Annotated in this window: 15 protein-coding genes; 2 read left to right on the forward strand and 13 right to left on the reverse strand. The window is 59.5% G+C overall.

The window, feature by feature from the left end; translation table 11 throughout:
• Nucleotide 1: 1 nt before the first annotated feature.
• From G4D77_RS19220 to motA, 8 genes are all read right to left on the reverse strand, one after another.
• Nucleotides 2–883 carry a hypothetical protein gene (locus G4D77_RS19220; protein ID WP_016449286.1) on the reverse strand — a complete coding sequence of 294 codons (882 nt, stop codon included), beginning with the start codon at nucleotides 881–883 and terminating at the stop codon, nucleotides 2–4.
• Nucleotides 876–2,489, reverse strand: coding sequence for a flagellar biosynthesis GTPase FlhF (gene flhF / locus G4D77_RS19225; RefSeq protein ID WP_016449287.1), 1,614 nt, complete (start codon nucleotides 2,487–2,489; stop codon nucleotides 876–878). Before flhF ends, G4D77_RS19220 begins: the two co-directional genes overlap by 8 nt.
• Nucleotides 2,486–4,585, reverse strand: a complete 2,100-nt coding sequence (gene flhA / locus G4D77_RS19230) for a flagellar biosynthesis protein FlhA (RefSeq protein ID WP_016454350.1) — start codon at nucleotides 4,583–4,585, stop codon at nucleotides 2,486–2,488. The genes flhF and flhA overlap by 4 nt, the downstream gene beginning before the upstream one ends.
• Nucleotides 4,582–5,754, reverse strand: a complete 1,173-nt coding sequence (locus tag G4D77_RS19235; RefSeq protein ID WP_016449289.1) for an EscU/YscU/HrcU family type III secretion system export apparatus switch protein — start codon at nucleotides 5,752–5,754, stop codon at nucleotides 4,582–4,584. Before G4D77_RS19235 ends, flhA begins: the two co-directional genes overlap by 4 nt.
• A gap of 206 nt (nucleotides 5,755–5,960) precedes the next feature.
• Nucleotides 5,961–6,575 carry a protein phosphatase CheZ gene (locus G4D77_RS19240; protein WP_016449290.1) on the reverse strand — a complete coding sequence of 205 codons (615 nt, stop codon included), beginning with the start codon at nucleotides 6,573–6,575 and terminating at the stop codon, nucleotides 5,961–5,963.
• 10 nt (nucleotides 6,576–6,585) lie between these two features.
• Nucleotides 6,586–6,972 carry a chemotaxis response regulator CheY gene (cheY, locus tag G4D77_RS19245; protein ID WP_012202534.1) on the reverse strand — a complete coding sequence of 129 codons (387 nt, stop codon included), beginning with the start codon at nucleotides 6,970–6,972 and terminating at the stop codon, nucleotides 6,586–6,588.
• Nucleotides 6,973–7,096: 124 nt separating this feature from the next.
• Entirely contained in the window at nucleotides 7,097–8,140 is a 1,044-nt protein-coding gene (gene motB, locus G4D77_RS19250) for a flagellar motor protein MotB (protein WP_016449291.1), read from the reverse strand.
• A 24-nt stretch (nucleotides 8,141–8,164) separates the two neighbouring features.
• Nucleotides 8,165–9,025 carry a flagellar motor stator protein MotA gene (gene motA, locus G4D77_RS19255; RefSeq protein WP_016449292.1) on the reverse strand — a complete coding sequence of 287 codons (861 nt, stop codon included), beginning with the start codon at nucleotides 9,023–9,025 and terminating at the stop codon, nucleotides 8,165–8,167.
• A gap of 364 nt (nucleotides 9,026–9,389) precedes the next feature.
• Here motA and G4D77_RS19260 point away from each other — a divergent pair, with 364 nt between their 5' ends.
• Together G4D77_RS19260 and G4D77_RS19265 are read left to right on the forward strand one after the other, a co-directional pair.
• Nucleotides 9,390–11,057 carry an O-linked N-acetylglucosamine transferase, SPINDLY family protein gene (locus tag G4D77_RS19260; RefSeq protein ID WP_154833313.1) on the forward strand — a complete coding sequence of 556 codons (1,668 nt, stop codon included), beginning with the start codon at nucleotides 9,390–9,392 and terminating at the stop codon, nucleotides 11,055–11,057.
• Nucleotides 11,054–12,217 carry a DegT/DnrJ/EryC1/StrS family aminotransferase gene (locus G4D77_RS19265; protein WP_016454348.1) on the forward strand — a complete coding sequence of 388 codons (1,164 nt, stop codon included), beginning with the start codon at nucleotides 11,054–11,056 and terminating at the stop codon, nucleotides 12,215–12,217. The genes G4D77_RS19260 and G4D77_RS19265 overlap by 4 nt, the downstream gene beginning before the upstream one ends.
• A 44-nt stretch (nucleotides 12,218–12,261) precedes the next feature.
• On the opposite strand, the gene G4D77_RS19270 is transcribed toward G4D77_RS19265, so the two are convergent.
• The 5 genes from G4D77_RS19270 to G4D77_RS19290 are packed head-to-tail and all read right to left on the reverse strand — an operon-like array spanning nucleotide 12,262 to nucleotide 17,281.
• Complete coding sequence (locus G4D77_RS19270) at nucleotides 12,262–13,512, reverse strand: hypothetical protein (RefSeq protein ID WP_016454347.1); 1,251 nt, start codon at nucleotides 13,510–13,512, stop codon at nucleotides 12,262–12,264.
• Nucleotides 13,513–13,520: 8 nt separating this feature from the next.
• Nucleotides 13,521–14,234 carry a purine-nucleoside phosphorylase gene (gene deoD, locus G4D77_RS19275; protein ID WP_016454346.1) on the reverse strand — a complete coding sequence of 238 codons (714 nt, stop codon included), beginning with the start codon at nucleotides 14,232–14,234 and terminating at the stop codon, nucleotides 13,521–13,523.
• On the reverse strand, nucleotides 14,218–15,450 hold the full coding sequence (locus tag G4D77_RS19280; RefSeq protein ID WP_016454345.1) for a hypothetical protein: 1,233 nt from the start codon (nucleotides 15,448–15,450) through the stop codon (nucleotides 14,218–14,220). Before G4D77_RS19280 ends, deoD begins: the two co-directional genes overlap by 17 nt.
• A gap of 36 nt (nucleotides 15,451–15,486) precedes the next feature.
• Nucleotides 15,487–16,113: an LbetaH domain-containing protein gene (locus G4D77_RS19285; protein WP_151019347.1), complete on the reverse strand. Its 627-nt coding sequence runs from the start codon at nucleotides 16,111–16,113 to the stop codon at nucleotides 15,487–15,489.
• Nucleotides 16,103–17,281, reverse strand: coding sequence for an aromatic ring-hydroxylating oxygenase subunit alpha (locus G4D77_RS19290; RefSeq protein ID WP_016454343.1), 1,179 nt, complete (start codon nucleotides 17,279–17,281; stop codon nucleotides 16,103–16,105). The genes G4D77_RS19285 and G4D77_RS19290 overlap by 11 nt, the downstream gene beginning before the upstream one ends.
• Nucleotide 17,282 lies beyond the last annotated feature (1 nt).

A 17,282-nucleotide genomic window follows, 5' to 3' on the forward strand; every position in this document is an offset into this window, starting at 1 on the left:
GTCAGTGGCTCCAGGCATGGGATGCAGGCAGCGGTGCGTAGCCGGCGGCCAGGTCCTGGCCGCCATGCGGCAGTACGCTGCCCGCATGGTTGAGCAACTGCAGCGCCAGGCGCTGCAGGTCCGGTGCATGGTGCAGGCGCACGGGCAGCAGCCCGGGCGCGTGGCCCAGATGGCGCTGTGCGCAGCGCAGCAGCGCGTCGATCTGTGACTGGCGCCGTTGCGCATCCTCGGCCTGGCTGCGGGCACCGGTCTGTCCGCGGCGCCAATCGTAGCTGGTCACATCCACGGGGTCAGCGCCGGGCAGCAGCGGCGCCAGCAGGCAGCGCAGGCCGGCATGCACGGCCAGCTGCTTGAGCTGGCGGTAGCAGCCCAGCACGCGGGGGCCGTGTTCGGGCAGCACCATCAGCGGGTGCACGGCCTGGCCGGGCAGATTGCGGGCCAGCGTGTCGGCATCGGCATACAGCATGACGATGGCATAGCCGCGCACATGGCGCTGCAGCCATTGCATGGGCGTCATGCCGGCTTGCCGTGCCTGCAGGGGCAGCAGCTCCAGGCCCTGGCGGGCAGGCAGCACAGCCACCGAGCTGTGGCGGGGGTCGGGGTGCAGGCCGGTACGGGCCTGCCAGGCGCTTTGCTGCAGCAGCTGGGCCAGGCCAGGCGCGTCGGCCGCCTCGCCCTGGCTGGCATCGAGCACAAGGACGGGCATGCCCAGGCGCTGCAGGCTGGCGCAGACCGGCCACAGCAGGGATTGCTCGGACTGGCCTTCAGGGTCGGCCGCCGTGTCGCGCAGCATGGCCAGCACCCGCAGGCTGGACGGTGCTGCGGCGCCGGGCTGGCCGTGCAGGCCCAGGCCCTGGTGCAGTTGGGGGAAGGTCTCAAGCATGGCTGACCTCGCTGTCCATGGTGCTGGGGCTGGACGGGGTGAAGAAGAAGTCCAGGTCCAATGCCTTGGGATCGAAGGCCGAGCGGGTGGAGGCGCGCATGGAGGCGGAGACCAGCTGCTGCGCATCGGCGCGCTCCCAGTCTTCGGGCACGCGCTGGCCGTTGGTCACGCCGCGCAGCTGCATCTGGTGGCGGATCAGTGTGTCCACCGACGGGCCCAGCTTCACGGCCTCGTCCACCTTGGTGAGGATGGCCTGGCTGGAGCCGCGTGCCTTGAAGGCCTGCATCACATCGTCCAGCGCATCGCCCTGGCCGGCCGCGTTCACGGCCAGCAGCTTTTGCACGCCGGGCAGGTCCAGCAGGTCCAGGATTTCGTCCTTGCGCGGATCGCGCGGGGCCACGCCCGTGGTGTCGATCAGCACCAGCTGCTTGTTGGCCAGCAGGCCCAGCAGGTCCTGCAGCGCGGCGCGGTCATGGGCCAGGTGGGCGACCATGCCCAGCATGCGGCCGTAGGAGCGCAGCTGGTCGTGGGCGCCGACGCGGTAGGTGTCCAGGGTGATCAGGCCGACGCTGGAGGCGCCGTACTTGGCCGCGCACAGGGCCGCCAGCTTGGCCGTGGTCGTGGTCTTGCCCACGCCGGTGGAGCCCACCAGGGCGAAGACGCCGCCTTGCTCGTACAGCGGCTCCTGGCCGGCGTCGGTGCGCAGATTGCGTTCCAGCACCTGCATCAGCCAGCGCACGGCGTCGCCGGCGGACAGGTCCTGGGGCATGTGCTCGACCAGGGCGCGGGCCAGCACGGGGGAGTAGCCCGCGCGGATCAGCTTGTGCGTGAGATTGGCGTGGATGGGGTTCTGGCGCGTCTGGCCCAGCCAGGTCAGGGTGTTGAAGCGCTCTTCGATCAGGTCGCGCACGGACTGCAGCTCATCGCGCAGCGCCTGGGAGGCCATGGCTGGAGCGGGTTCGCTGCGCAGGGGCTCGCGCAGCGGCGCCTCGGCGCTGGCGCGCAGCGGATTGTGGCGGGCTACGGAAGGCGCGGGCTGTGCCTTGAACGGCTGCTGTGCGGCCATGGGCGCGGCGGCCGGCGCTTCGCGCAGGGCGTCGCCCAGGCTGCGGCGCTGGGCAAAGCTGGGCAGGGGCTCGTCGACGCCGGCCTCGTGGCGGCGGCGCAGCATGCGTTCGCGCACGTAGTCCTGGAAGGACAGGGTGCTCATGGCCAGTTGCTCGGTGTCTTCCTGCACGCTCTGGCGCAGGCCGGCAGGCTCGGCACCATCTGCCGACAGCGAGGCTGCCAGCGAAGCCGCCTGGGAGGGCGCCGGCGAAGCCTGCTGTGCCGTGCGCGGCTGGGTATGTGCCTGGATCAGCTGGGCCTGCAGCTGGGGACGCAGGCCCGTGGTCTCCTCGGCCGAGCGGCGCTCGATGGCCTGCTGCAGCGGCGTGCTGCTGGCGGCGGCCTTGCTGTGCTCCAGCGTGTCCTCGGCCGTGGCCATGACCTCGACGCCGTCGGGCGTGCTGCGGTTGGACAGGATCAGGGTGCCCGCTCCGAAAGCCATGCGCGCCTTGGCCAGGGCCTCGCGGGAGGTAGGGGCGTAGAAGCGTTTGATGTTCATGCGGATGCACCTTTAAGAATCGAGCCGATGCGGATGGTGTGCGTCTCGGGGATCTCGCTGTGGGCGAGAACCTGCAGACGCGGCGCCACGCGGCGCACCAGGCGGGCAATGGAGTTGCGGATGGAATCGGGGACCAGCAGGCAGGCAGGCAGGCCCAGCTCTTCTTGCTGGTTGGCCATGTCGGCCGCCTTCTGGGTGAGGATCTCGGCCACGCCGGGATCCAGTGAGGGGGCGCCGGGGTTGGACAGGGCCTGCACCAGCAGGCGCTCGAGTCCGGGCTCGATGGCGATGACGTTCAGCTCGCGGGTCGGGCCGTAGATCTGCTGGACGATGGACGGCGACAGCGCAATGCGCACGCGGCGGGCCAGCTCGACGGGGTCCTGGGTGGTCGAGGAGTGCTCGGCCAGCGTCTCGATGATGGTGCGGATGTCGCGGACGTGCACCGAGTCCTCCAGCAGCAGCTGGAGCACTTTCTGGAACGTCGTGATGGACACCATTTTCGGAATGACTTCTTCGATCAACTTGGGAGCCAGCTTGGCCACATGCTCCACCAACTGCTGCGTCTCGGTACGGCTGATCAGCTTGGCGGCATGCACTTGCATCAAGTGTGACAAATGGGTGGCCATCACGGTTTCCGAATCAACCACGGTAAAGCCTGCCATTTGTGCCGCTTCCTTCTGGCGTTCGTCGATCCAGTGGGCGGGCAGGCCGAAGGCCGGGTCCGTGGTCTGGGTGCCGATCAGCGGGGTGCTGATGCCGCCCGGATTGATGGCCAGGAACATGCCGGGGAAGGCCTCGCCCTCGCCCACCATCACGCCGCGCAGGGTGATGCGGTAGGCGCTGGGCTTGAGCTCCAGGTTGTCGCGCACATGCACGGCCGGGGGCAGAAAGCCCACTTCCTGTGCGAACTTGCGGCGCACGCCCTTGATGCGGGTCAGCAGGTCGCCCTGGCGGCCCTTGTCCACCAGGGTGATCAGGCGGTAGCCCAGCTCCAGGCCCAGCAGGTCCACGGGCTGCAGGTCGTCCCAGGTGGCTTCGCCGTCGCTGGGCGCGGCCACGGGGGCGGGGGCCTGGGTTTGCTGGGCGGCGCGTTCCTGCTGGCGGCGCGAGAGCATCCAGGCCAGCCAGCCCAGCAGTGCGCCCGTGCTCAGGAACACGACGTGGGGCATGCCCGGAATGACACCCAGCAGGCCCAGCACGCCGGCCGTGATGCCCAGCACCTTGGGCGACATGAACAGCTGCTGCGCGATCTGCTGGCCCATGTCGGTTTCCTTGCCCACGCGCGAGATCACCATGGCCGCGGCCACCGAGATCAGCAGGCCGGGGATCTGCGCGACCAGCGCATCGCCCACGGCCAGCAGGATGTAGCTGTCGGCGGCCTGGCCGGCCGACAGGCCGTGCTGGATCATGCCGATGGCGAAGCCGCCGATGATGTTGATCACCAGGATCAGGATGCCGGCGACCGCGTCGCCGCGCACGAACTTGCTGGCACCGTCCATGGAGCCGAAGAAGTTGGCTTCCTCCTGCACCTCGGCGCGGCGGCGCTTGGCTTCCTTTTCGTCGATCAGGCCGGCGTTCAGGTCGGCATCCACGGCCATCTGCTTGCCGGGCATGGCGTCCAGGGTGAAGCGGGCCGAGACTTCGGCGATACGCTCGGCACCCTTGGTGATCACCACGAAGTTGATCACCACCAGGATGGCGAACACGATCAGGCCGACCGCGAAGTTGCCGCCGATCAGGAAGTGGCCGAAGGCCTCGATCACCGCACCGGCCGCTCCGGGGCCGGTGTGGCCTTCCAGCAGCACCACGCGGGTGGAGGCCACGTTCAGCGACAGGCGCATCAGCGTGGTCAGCAGCAGCACCGAGGGGAAGGCCGCAAAGTCCAGCGGCCGGATCATGTAGGCCGCCACCATCATCACCATCAGCGCCACGGCAATGTTCAGCGTGAAGAACGTGTCCAGCAGCCACGGCGGAATCGGCAGCACCATCAGCGCCAGGATGGCCACCACCAGCAGCGGCGCCATCAGGCCCTGGGCGAACCTGGTGTTCTCGCCCGACCACATCGATTGCAGGGATTGGAGCGGATTCGTCGTCATGGAGCAGTACCTTCAGTGGTCGCGGCGGCGGGCGCGCGGCGGCCCTGGTGCGGATCGAGTTCGGCGGGCACGGCGGGTTCGCCGAGATCGCCAGGCATGGGGCCTTCGCCGCGCAGTGCGGCCTTCAGGCGGTAGACATAGGCCAGGACCTGGGCCACGGCCGTGTACAGCGCGGCGGGAATGGCCTGGTCCAGGTCGGCGTGCGCGTACAGGGCGCGCGCCAGCATCGGGGATTCGAGCACCGGTATCTTGTGGGCGCCCGCGACCTCGCGGATCTTCAGGGCCACCAGGTCCGTGCCCTTGGAGATGACCTGCGGGGCGGCCATGGTCTTTTCGTCGTAGCGCAGCGCCACGGCATAGTGCGTGGGGTTGGTGACCACGAAGTCGGCGCGCGGCACGGCGTTGACGCTGGCACGGTCGGCGATCTCGCGCTGCTTCTGGCGGATCTTGCTCTTGATCTGCGGGTTGCCGTCGGACTCCTTGTGCTCCTGCTTGACTTCCTCGTGGCTCATCTTCAGGCGCGACTTGAACAGGTAGGCCTGCAGCGGCACGTCGATCACGGCCATCAGGAACACCACCAGCAGCAGCAGGGCCACGCCGCTGGCCAGCCACTGCCCGGTCATGGTCAGCGCCATGGCCGAAGGCTGGGAGGAGATGGCGGCGATCTCGGCGATGTGGCTGCTCAGGAACTTCCAGGCCACGAAGGAGAGGATGGCCGTCATCGCCACCATCTTGGCCACGGTCACCATCTGCTGCTTGGAAAACAGATTGGTCAGGCCCGACAGCGGGTTGAGGCGGTTGAACTGCGGCTGTATGGGCTTGAGGCTCAGGATCCAGCCGCCGGCCAGCATGCCCGACAGCACGGCCGCGGCCGTGGTCACGGCGGCAACGCCCAGGGAAATCTTCAGGCCCAGGCTGCCCATGGACAGCATGCGCTCCATCATCAGGGCCGGGGTCTTGGCCGTGTGCGCGTCGAACGCCAGTTGCTGGGCCAGCGCCATGCGCAGGTGCTGGATCAGGGGCTCGGCGCCCATCAGCATCATCAGCGCGCCCGTGCCCAGGATGGCCAGGTGGGACAGGTCCCGGGAGCGCGCACCCTGGCCGTCAGAACGCGTTTTCTGCAGTTTGCGTTCGGTGGCTGGCAGGTTTTTGTCTTGGCTGGAGTCCATGGCGCAATGACGGAAGGATTTGCGTCATTGTCGGAACAAGCCGGATGGGCGAAGCCCCGATAAGCAGGGCTCAAGCGGCGCTTATGCGCTGTCTGGGGTGTGGCGCGGCAGGCAGCGGCACGCCGGCAAACCCTTGCCCCGCAGCGGGAAGGGTTGCCGTGCAAATGCAAATGCAAATGCAAATGCGCATGGCGCCTCGGGGTGTGTCAGAACCCCAGGCTGGCCAGCAGATCGTCCACCTGGGACTGTGAAGTCACCACATCGGGTGTCTTCTCGGGATCGACCACGGGGCCGGCCAGGTGCTCCTTGGGCTTTTCCAGCGGCTCCAGCGCCGTCTGCTGCGGGTTGGGCGAGGTCTGGATGAGTAGCTGCACCAGCTGGTCCTCCAGGTCGGCAGCCAGCGACACCACGCGGGCGATGACCTGGCCCGTGAGATCGTGGAAGTCCTGGGACATCATGATCTCGGTGAGGTGCTCATCGGCCTGCTGCGTGTCCTGCTCGACCTCTTCGAGGAAGTTCATCACCCGGCCCTTGGCCACGGCCGCCACGGGATCCTCGACCAGCTGCGCGCGCATGGCGCGCACGCGCTCGGCCAGCCGGTCCTGCTGGCTCTTGGCCAGCTCGACACGGTTGAGGACCTTCTCGGCGGCCTCTCCGGTCAGCCGCGCAATGTAGGAAAGGCGGCTTTGCGCATCCGGCAGCTCTCCCATGCTGCCGCGCAATCGGTCCGCATAGCCCAGCTCGTTGAGCGAGTCATGCAGCTGGCGCGTGAGAACGCCTACCTTGTAGTGGACGCTGTCGGGGACATCCGGGTTGCTCATGGCGCGCGCCCTACAGGCCCAGCTTTTTGAGGATCAGGTTGACTTTCTCTTCCAGCGTGGCCTTGGTGAAGGGCTTGACGATGTAGCCTGCCGCACCGCCCTGGGCCGCTGCCACGATGTCCTCCTTGCGGGCCTCGGCCGTCACCATCAGCACGGGAAGGTGCTTGAGTTTGTCGTCCTGCTTGATTTCGGTGAGCAGCTGGAAGCCGTTCATGTTCGGCATGTTGATGTCCGTCACCACGAAATCGAACTTGCTGTTGCGCAGCTTGTGCAGTGCCACGACGCCGTCTTCGGCTTCATCGGCTTCGGGAAAGCCGCTCTCCTTGAGCAGATTGCGCACGATGCGCCGCATGGTGGAGAAGTCGTCAACGATCAAAAAACGCAGGGCATTAGCCACGTGAGGCCCTTTCGGTCGGTAGGTGCTCGGTACTGGTAAGAATCCGCCGCGATGGTAACAATATGAAACCTTCTTGGCGCAATGTGGGAATTTTCCTGCTTTTCGGCAGCATCGGGCTCAAACCTTAATTTGTTACACGATCAGGTGACGCGGGCGCCGAAGGGGCGGCTGCGGCTGCGGGCGCGGCGGCAGCGGGCTGCGCGGCAGTCTCGCCGGCCGTGGCTTCGGCTGTGGCTGCATTCGCGGTGCCGCCGCTGCCGCCGGCCAATGACGGCGGCAAAGCGTTGCGCGTCACGGGCCCACGGTGGCCCAGCAGGCGCTTTTCGGCCTCCTGCGTGAGCACGGTGATGGTGATGCGCCGGTTCTGGGGCGCGCGCGGATCGTCGGGCAGCAGCAGGTCGCTGCTGGCCAGGCCCGTGATGCGTGCCAGCTGGTTCAGGGGCATGCCGGCGGCCACCAGCTCGCGGCGCGAGGCGTTGGCGCGGTCGGCCGACAGCTCCCAGTTGCTGTAGCCGCGGTCGGCATTGCCGTAAGGGGCCGCGTCGGTGTGGCCGGACAGGCTGATGCGGTTTTCCGCGCCTGCCAGCGCCGCGCCCACCTCGCGCAGGATGTCGCGCATATACGGTTTGACCAGGGCGCTGCCGCTGTCGAACATGGGGCGGTTTTGCTCGTCCACGATCTGGATCTGCAGGCCGTCGGGCGTCACGTCGGTGCGGATCTGCGAACGGAATTCGTTCAGGCGCGCATTGCTGGTAATCATCGCGTCCACCTTGGCCTTGAGCGCCTTGATGCGGTTGGAGTCCACCTGGGCCTGATCGGCGCGGCCCGAATCGACGCTGGTGCGCCGGTTGGAGCTGTCGGCCGCCTCGGAGCGCCGTACCTGGCCGTGCACCTTGGCCAGGTCGTTGCCGCCGCCGGGAATCACGCTGGAGCTGTTGCCTGCACCGTCGCCGCCGGCCATCGCCACCTTCAGCGGCGAGGAAAAATACGCCGCGATGCCCTGCAGCTCGCCCTTGGCCGTGGAGCCCAGCAGCCACATCAGCAGGAAGAAGGCCATCATCGCGGTCACGAAGTCGGCATAGGCGATCTTCCAGGCGCCGCCGTGGGGCGCATGCGCAGTCTTCTTGACGCGCTTGATGATGATCGGCTGTAACTTTTTCTCTGCCATGGCTTGACGCTGCTGGGTGCAGGATTACTTCTTGCCCTTGACGTGGGTTTCCAGTTCCAGGAAACCGGGGCGTTCGGTAGAGAACAGCACCTTGCGGCCGAACTCGATGGCGGTGGCGGGGTTGTAGCCCTGCATGCTGGCCAGCAAGGTGGTCTTGATGCACTCCAGTTCCTTGGCGGCGTCCTGGGCGCGCTGCTCCACCAGGCCGGCCATGGGCTCCACCAGCGCATAGGCCAGCAAGATGCCCAGGAAGGTACCGACCAGGGCCGAGGCGATCATGCCGCCCAGCACCGAAGGAGGCTGGCCCACCGAGCCCATGGTGTTCACCACGCCCAGCACGGCCGCAATGATCCCGAAGGCAGGCAGGGCGCCGGCCAGGCGGGTCAGTGCGTTGACGGGGGCATGGGCCTCGGCGTGGTGGGCCTCGATCTCGCTGTCCATCAGCGACTCGATCTCGTGGGAATTGAGATTGCCCGACACCATCATGCGCAGATAGTCGGTCAGGAACTCCACCACATGGTGGTCCGCCAGCAGCTCGGGATACTTGGTGAAGATGGGCGACTCGTTGGGTGCCTCCACATCGCCTTCGATGGACATCAGGCCTTCCTTGCGGGCCTTTTGCAGAATCTCGTACAGCAGGGCCATCAGCTCCATGAAGCGGGCCTTGGTGTAGCGCGAACTCTTCATCACGCCAGGGATGGCCTTGGCCGTGGCCTTGAGCACCTTGGGCTGGTTGCACACGATGAAGGCGCCGATGGCGCCGCCGCCAATGGTGATCATTTCAAAAGGCAGTGCCTTGAGAATGACCTGGACGTTGCCCCCGTGCAGCACATAGGTGCCGAAGATGCAACCGAAGGCGACGATGTATCCGATGATGACAAGCATGGGAGTGGATTCTGTCAGAGGTGTCCCGATGGAAAAGTCGGAACTGGCTTGGAAATGCGCGCTTGTTTTGACACTGGGCCGTGGCGGGGTGGCGGCCATCGACGAACCCATGGCTTGTCAAGCTATCGGCCGCAGGCATCCATACTTGAGAGCCCTGAGATGAAGGTGTAAACGCGCCGCTGCGCGCCAAAAGCCTGAAAAGGCCGGCAAATCGGTGCCTGTTTGAATCTTGCAAGGCGGGCGCTTAACGGTGGATCGCGCGGCGCGCATGCGAGGATAGTCGGCACAGTTTTATTCTTTGTGTCACCGCGCGCACAAGCGTGCCGACCGCGGGCCGGCCTGATACTTCCTCTGCTCCACCGCCATGCCATCTTCACCCCTTGCCAACGCTTTTGCAGCCCCTGCGCAGCCGCCCAGCATCGACAGCGAGCTGACCCGCATCCGCGCCATGGTCGATCGCGCGCAGTTCCTCGAAGCCCTGTCGGAGCTGGCGCAGCTGGTGGCCCGGGAGCCGCGCAACTCCAAGGTCTGGCTGCACATCGGCTTTGTCTACGTGCGCATGAGCATCTGGCCCCAGGCCATGGACGCCTTGCAGATGGCGCTGGAGATCGAGCCGCGCATGCCCAACGCCCAGCGCCTGCTGGCCCTGGCCCTATTCAGCACGGGCCGCAGGCAGGAGGCCTGCGACCTGATCGACGACGCCTGCCGCCACGCCAAGAACGAGAACACGCACTGGATGACGCGGGCCTACATCCACTCGCACACCAGCAGCGACCCGCTCAAATCCCTGGAAGTGGCGCGCGACTGGGGCCGGCGCTTCGCCGACCCGCTGACCCGCAACGCCAAGCCCTTCCCCCCGCGCGATCGCAACCCGCGCAAGAAGCTCAAGGTCGGCTATGTCACGGCCGACTTCCGCCAGCACTCGGTGGCCTTCTTCATGCGGCCCGTGCTGGAGCACCACAACCCGGACAACGTCGAGATCCACGTCTACTCCAGCGGCCGCCCCGACGCGATGACCGCAAAGCTGCGCGCCCTGGTGCCGCACTGGCACGATGTGGTCGAGCAGACCGACGACCAGCTCTACGAACAGATCCGCGCCGACGGCATCGATGTGCTGGTGGACCTGTCCGGCTTCACCCTGGGCCACCGCCTGGAAGTCTTCGCCCGCCGCGCCGCGCCCGTGCAGGTGACCTGGCTGGGCTATATGCATACGCTGGGGATGAAGGCCATGGATTACCGGTTGGTGGATGGCGGTATTGCACCGCCCAGCCATGCGCCGTATTACTCTGAAAACCTGTTCCAACTGCACTACATGGCTAGCTACGCACCGCCAGAGGATTCACCGTTGTGCGAAGAGCCTCCCATGCTGCGCAATGGTCATCCGACCCTCATCTCGCTGAACAATTCAGCCAAGCTGACCGATGAAATGCTTGCGGTTTGGGCCAGTATTCTTCATGCGCGTCAGGACGCACACCTGATCATCATGGTGAAAGAGCAGGACGCCGATGCGGCTCAAGCCCATATGCAGCCGCGTGTACAACTGGCAGGCATGCCCCTAGATCGGGTCAGCGTTCTGCATCAACAGCCGTTGGAAAGGTTTATGGAGTTGGGACATATCGCAGATATCGCACTGGACACCTCTCCTATATCTGGTGGCACAACCACATTGCATGCTTTGTGGATGGGGTTGCCGATCGTGGCCTTGGACGGTGAGCGCGGCGGAGATGTATCCACCGCGCGGACGTTGCAGACCTTGGGATTCAACGACGAAGTCTCGCTTGATATAGATGGTTATGTCAGTACCGCACTGCGATTGATGAATAGCCCTGATCTTTTGGCCGAGCGACGCCAAAAGGTACGGGCATGCATGCTCGATTGTGTGCTGATGGACTATCGGAACCGTACAGCCGAGCTTGAGCGGGCATATCGATTCATGTGGCTTAACTGGTTGCGTGGTGACCAAAAAACGCTGAGTGTCGGAGAAGAGTTGGAGCCCCTGTTGGCCGCTGCCTGTGCAAAGGCGGCGGCATGAATCACGCCTTGTCTTCTGAGCTGCCGGACTGGGTGCCGTTGCTTGTGCCTGATATGCCTGCCCCACAGGCGTTGCAATACTGGCTTGAACGCATGCACTCTGCTCGGCAGTACTCCAATTTCGGTCCATTGGTTAAAGAGTTAGAGAGCACTTTTGCCAATGTCTTTGATATTCCACAGGAGCAACTGACAACTGTTTCCAATGCCACTCAGGGGCTGGAGCTGGTCTTGCAAGCACTGGATTTATCCCAAGGATCCCGAGTGCTGCTACCGGCTTTCACATTTGTGGCCAGCGCTACCGCCGTTGTGCGTTCCGGCAATGTGCCTGTGCTTGCCGACGTAGACGCGATGCATTGGATGCTGACACCGGAAATCGCACGATCCGTTTGTGCAACGACCCGCATAGATGCTGTTATGCCGGTTGCGACCTTCGGAACACCGCATGACATGAGGGCTTGGCATCAGTTCGAGTTGGAAACCGGTATTCCTGTAGTCATCGACGCTGCTGCCGCTTACGGTAGCCAATGGCTGGACGGCGGGGAGGGAACACTGGTATTCAGCATGCATACAACCAAGAGCCTGCCTGCCGGCGAGGGTGGACTCATTGTTTCATCGCGCCCACAACTGAGCGCGAAAGTGCGTCAGCTTTCAAACTTTGGCATCAACTTGGATCCTCACGCTAAATTGCCCGTGGGTGCACTGGCTGGCATGGGAACGAATGCCAAGATGAGCGAATATCACGCAGCTATTGCTTTGGCTTCTTTGAAGACATGGGATGACCATGCAAAAGAAAGGCAGCGGTTGCATGCTGAGTTGCTTGAGGAGTTGAATTGCGCGAGCGGATACCGTCTGCTGTTTCAAGCTCAGGGCAATGGAGGTCCCAGAGTGGCGCCTACCTTGATGTCTGTGCAATTGCCCGATGAGTCTGCCCGTCAGCGTCTGGAACAAACTTGTGAAAAAGGTAGGATCGTCACACGCCGTTGGTATCAACCGCTACTCCAAGATATGCCTGCACTGCGAAATCATTGCCATGTGCTCGAGGCTCCAAATGCCAAGGCGTTGGGCAGAACTCTGTTGGGACTTCCTTTTTTTCTGGGGATGACACTGCAGCAACGTAGCACCATCAGGGATGCAGTGGCGCAAACGTTTGCTACAAGTTAATTTGATTTGAAAAATCGAGGCTTGGCTCAATTCCTCGCCTGGAGCTATCCGATCTTCCTGGTGAAATGGTCGCCTATCGTGGAGCGAGAACCAAAGATTGCGAGACTACGGTCCAGCTCATGATCAAAGTTATTTATGAGGTTGTTCCACCACTGCTTATCTGGAATGGCATTATTGTCGTACTCCATGCTGAAAAGCGAGATGTATTTAAGTGAGAAGGTCTCAAGTTCTGGCTCCAAAGGAATCAACTTCGCTCTCATGAAATTGAGAGAGTCTTCCAATGTGGAGTTTGGGATTCCCAGAATTGCTGCATAGCTTGACCAAACGTAATTCTCATTTGAGAGTCGGACGAATTGGGAGTAATGCATATCCGGAGATACATGCAAGCTCGGATCGTCGCTTGGGCGATTGTCTTCAGGAATGCTCCAGAGAGCCAGCATGTCCTCCGAGCGAGAGACCATGAATGCCTCTGATATTTGAAATGGCATATTCCTCATGGTCCAGCCCATATGGAATCCAATCTTGCCTGCTTGGTAATTTCCCTGAATTCCGAAGGACGCGCTTATATATCGTCTAACATCGCCGAGAATGATATTTCCACTTCTGACTCGAATGGAATATCTAAATCCTTTGCGGTGTATTATTTCTGCGCCAGCTTTGGCGGTCCGAATCATATAGTTTCGCCGCAAAGGCCCGGGGGTTTTTGGTGCATCGACTTCTATAATGTCATCTACCCATCTGGCGCAACGGCCCAATATCTCTGGTGACTGACCAGTGTCAGTCACCAGACAGTGGTAGTCATTGGGGTATCTATAGCGCTGATAGGCAAGGGCTAACTCTGTAAACGGGAGAATTGGTCCTTGGGTAAAAAAGCCTATATCCGAGAAACGCTGCTTGGGAGGGGGTGGGTAATCGATATTTTTCTGCAGATATCCCAATTCCTGAAGAATATCGTGACTACGGGTCCCATATTCAAGTGCTTGTATGCTTTTGAATTTTCCAAGGCTATTGATTTGGTGTGTGATCTCTACGCATGATCCGGAGAAGATGAGGATGAATATTTTTTCCGGATCTTCATTGGCTAGAGCATCAGGTGATCTGACTTCGATGCCGTTAATTATCTTGCCCTGATTTTCTAAGTAGGGGCAAATAGTGTAGGATACATCGATACCTACCAACTGATAGAAGTTCTTAAAAAACTGGCCGGCGCCCCAACCGATAAATTTTATTCCTTTTAGATCAAGAGAGGGATATCTGATAGATATCCGCGATAGCCCGCCGTGAATAATTGCCATGATGAATTTTATAGAGATTCTGTGCAAAGGGCATCAAGTAGAATTTGAACTGACTTGCCAGATAGTTCGACCCGTGCCTTAGGATTGAGGGTTTCCTTGGAATTGAAATTATCGGAAACCATGTTGATGGTCAAAGCCTGCCTCTTGCGAAGCATGGCAAGCAGATATAGATAATAGGTCTCCATATCCACGCCAAGTACACCGGCGTCCCGGTAGGCATGCCACCAATTGGTTCTGTCATCGTAGAAATTATCGGAAGCGAAGAAGGATCCTACGTGTACTTTGTGAGGATAACCTTTTGCCGTGTGCATTACTTTTTCTAGTAGGTCATAACTACAGCAGGAAGATAAGTGAGCTCCATCCGCACGGTTTTTGCCCAGTTGGCTGTCGCTTGATGCGGTTAGTGGAATGACCAGATCGCCAAGCTGTACATGATCCTGGAAACTACCGCAGGTGCCGATACGGATGATGCGCTGCACGCCATAAATATCGAAAAGCTCTGTTGCATAAATTCCCAAGCTGGGTTGGCCCATGCCGGATGCCTGAACGGAAATACGCTGATTTTTGTAATAACCAGTAAATCCGAGGCAGTTGCGAATGCTATTGACCTGCTCTGCTTTTTTGAGGAAATTTTCTGCAATAAATGCCGCTCTCAGAGGATCGCCGGGCATTAGCACCGTTTCTGCGTAGGCGCCGGGCTGGGCTTCAATGTGGGGCGTCATGGAGTAATTCCTTGATCATCCGATATTTTGATTTGTTGACATGATTGGCGACATCGAATCCCTCAAGAAGAGAAAGCTTGCTTTCGAACTTCGCAAGAATGTTGAAATCTGCCTGGAGTAGTTCAATTTCAATGAGTTTAATTACACTTTCTCGAACTGTGAAGCTGTAAAGTACAACAACTGCCTCGTTGGAAGTGAATATATGACAATCTTTATGAATCTTGAAATCAAACTGGGATGATAAAAGATTCAATAATGTGAGTACCGATTGCGTCTTGGCTTCGTGTGCGAGAGGAATAGTCAGCTCAAAGCGATTCAGGGAATTTGCATTCGAATCCTTGACGGTGATATCGGATGGGAATGTTGCGCCTGAAGGCTGTTCTCTATAACGAATGAACTCGATCTTTTTGTTTTCCGGAGTGAAGTAGTAGTCGGAAGAATTGACGCATTCATAGGAGAAATCAGAGTTTTCAGAAAAAAGTTTTATGAATTCTTGCTCGCTAACTTCATTTGCAAGATATTTTTTCTCAATTTCTGTGTCAGGGGAAATTCCGGTTTTTGAGATGTATTTGTTGTAATTTTCCCAAGTTCCTATATCAATATAGTTGTTGCCGTGGGACTTGTTGAATCCATATATATTTAGGATGTCTCCAATCTCTTTTGTTTTGCTGAAGACGTCCTCTTCGTGGAATTTTCGAAGATTGCGTCCGTCAAATTTTATGATTCCCCAGAATCTTTCTGAGTTGTTTTCAGTTTTCGCGGATTTTACCTCAAAGCGATTTCCGCATAATGTCAATCTATCAACTCTGGTGCTATTGGATGTTGTGAAAAGTCCTGCGCAAATGCCGGAGTTTCCGAGCATCTCCATAAATGGATTTCCATCAAAGATACTGTCTGGAAGGCCGAAAAGACATTGATCTTTGTCGTTGATGTTGGAATTCAGATAAAAATCCCGGAGAATCTGAGCGAATCCAAGTTCCTTTTGCTCTATGTGGACGAATTTTTGGGCGTCCGAATAAAATTCGGAAACATCTTGCTTGGTATTTTTTCCATGGATAAAGAAAATCTTTTCTGCTCCAGCGAAAAGCATTTTTTGAACCAAATGATTGGATACAGGATTGTAGAACCCGTAGTTCTTCTGGGGGAGCATTTCTTTGGAGAACGGCAGCCCAAGTCTTGTGCCTTGCCCTCCAATTGGGATGAGTCCGTAAATCATAGAATCCCTTAAGTGATGTGTGGGTGAAGAGAGGCGTCACCTACCATATGTGTAAATCGGTGAAGAATAGCGGGGGTCAAAAAAAGTCTTTGCCCGTATATCCTTGTTGTAGTGCTGTGGCCAGCCTAATTCACAGCCTTGTCCGATCTCTATGCGTGGGGCAACAACTGCCCCATTTCGCAAAATGCAGAACCCGCCGATCTGAGCTGCATCGCCAATCACCGCAGCGCCTTCTATCCAGCAGGAGTTGCGGATTTGGACGCCTGCACCAACCCGAGAGCCTGGAAGCAGGACACTGTTGTAGCCTATTCGACTGCCCAGACCAACGACAGCGTTATCGCCGATAAAAGTATTGGGCCCCACTTGAACATTGCCCGCCACGGCCGCTCTGGGGCTGATGAAGCTTGCCAGTTTGATGCGGTGATTCATGACCGCCTGCATCAGCTCGGCTCTCTTGAAATTACCAAATCTTTCGTCAATCGCGACAAAAGCAGTGCCATCATTTTCTGGAAGATCTTTAAGTGATTCCAGATCAAATCTGTATTGAGAGTCCTGAGGTATGATTATTCTCTTGATAAGCAGCTCAGGATGCGCTCGACTCCAGGCATCGTGGGCAATATCAAGGAAGGAGCTATCGAGGCCAATAATCCATTTACAGTTCATGACTGTCTTCCATTAGGGTGGTGTACCAGCGCTCAATCTGTTGATTGGTTGATTCATAAGCACCTTGAGTTGGCACCGGGGCATCCATGTGCAGCGTCGATTGCAGTTGCTCAAGAATGTCGTAGTCCTCTGTCAGGATGCGCTGACCAGCATGCATTGCGGCCAGTAAAACCTGAGCAGAGGTCGCATAAGCATTCTTTTTCCGAGCGGTGAAGTAGTAAACCTCCACATCCGTGCGATCAGGCGCTATTGGTGTGTGGTTTTCGATCGTGAAGGTGTGACCACCATCTCCACTGGCGATATGGGTGTTGGGATAGGCAAGCCAGTTGAAATATGCATCGTCTGTGCGTGGGTCTGCTTTCGATCGTGTCGAGGCGTGCCAACGGTCTACATTTCCATGCCATTCAAAGCGTGAAAGCTTCTCGATTATCCCTTCTGGCTTGCCGCCCAAACTAAAGCCACGCATTTCTTGGCGTAGCCCTTCGGGACTGGTGTCCGATAGTGGCTGCTCGGACTCTTTCGCGGCAGTCGAATCCACATCGATTGCGAAACTCACAACCGGGGCTAGGCTACGAGGGTGGACGTATGCGACATGGTTGGCATCGCGCAAATTCTCATAAGGCAACTTCCAGTTGAAATTGCAATTCCATGTGGTGACCATGACTTCGTTGTCATAGGAATTTGAACTGCTTTCCAGTGATTCTATAAAATCGGCTGAGAACTGCTCTTCCAATGGGTAGGGCTGCGGATCCAGGTTGACAAATATGAGATTACCGACGATGCGTAAAGCGAACTCGCGCAATTTCAGGGACTGCTTTTGCGCTTCATCGAACTGATAGATTGCATCACAGTGTGGAATATTGCTGACTTGTCCCGTCGCATTGTATTTCCACGCATGGTACGGGCAGATCAGCGGGCGGCAGCCGATGGCATCCTTCTGCAGGGCAGCACTACGATGCAGGCAAACATTCTCGAATGCATGAAGTTCCCCATGAAAATTTTGGATGACTATAGGTAGGCCTGCAATCTTTCGTGTGATGTACGAGTTGTTCTTGGGCAGCAAAGTCTTGAGTCCGGCAAATTGCCATGTTTTTCGAAAGATTCTTTGCTGCTCCTGGGAAAATACTTCGGAGCACAGGTAATACCTTGGGTGCATACGGGAACGCATC

The sequence above is a fragment of the Delftia sp. WY8 genome, from assembly GCF_018437695.1.
Taxonomy (GTDB): domain Bacteria; phylum Pseudomonadota; class Gammaproteobacteria; order Burkholderiales; family Burkholderiaceae_C; genus Comamonas; species Comamonas tsuruhatensis.